1 protein-coding gene is annotated in these 818 nt (G+C 75.1%); it reads right to left on the reverse strand.

The genetic code is table 11. The annotated features are described in order from the left end of the window. The coding region (locus ACKVMH_RS13555) for an ankyrin repeat domain-containing protein (RefSeq protein ID WP_412700672.1) at positions 1-818 on the reverse strand (818 nt) is incomplete at both ends.

Below are 818 nucleotides of genomic sequence, written 5' to 3' on the forward strand. Positions count from 1 at the left end.
TCGAGCAGGAAGCGGGTGAGCCGCCAGTTGCCGGCCGCGCACGCGACCCCCAGCGGCGACAGGCCGTCGTGGTTCAGCACCTCCAGTTCCGCCGCGGCGTCGCGCAGCAGGGCGGCCACGCCCGGGTCGGAGCTGCGGGCGGCGAAATGCAGCGGGGTGTTGCCCTCGGCGTCGGTCACGCGCGAATCGGCGCCGTTGGCCAGCAGCGTCATGACCGCATCGGGGCGTCCATGCCAGCTGTCGCGGGTGGCGGCCAGCAGCGGCGTCATCCCGGCGTGGGCGACGTTGAGGTCGACGCCGCGCGCAATGAGCTCGCGCAGCAGCCGCAGGTCGGGCAGCACCGCGGCCAGCACGGCCAAGCTGCGCTGATCGCGGTCGTCGGAGGGCGGCGGAGCGTGCGGATCAGCGCCGGCCTCGATCAGCTCGAGCGCGCGTTCCACCCGGCCACCCCTGGCGGCCTCGTACAGGGCCGGCTCCAGCGGTTCCGCCGGTGGTGCTGTTGGTGCGGCCACCGGGGACGCGATGACGATGTCGTCCACCAGCGGCGCCGCGGCCAGGGCCGGTTCCGCTGCCAGCGCGGGCTCCGGTGCGGGTGGCTCGGGCAGCGCTTCGTCGACGTACTCGTCCTCGTCGAAGAACCGCAGCGCCTCGGGCGGTGCGACGCGCTGCAGCCAGGCGTGCAGGCCAGCCGAAGCCAGCAGCAACGCCACCGCGGCGACCCAGCGCAACGCGCCATCGACCAACGCCGGCCAGGCCAGCAGCACCACCAGGCCGGCGACCACGGCGATCGCGACGGCGACGCCAAGCCCGCGCCACGC

The organism is Lysobacter zhanggongensis, assembly GCF_046638635.1.
In the GTDB taxonomy this organism is placed as follows: domain Bacteria; phylum Pseudomonadota; class Gammaproteobacteria; order Xanthomonadales; family Xanthomonadaceae; genus Novilysobacter; species Novilysobacter luteus.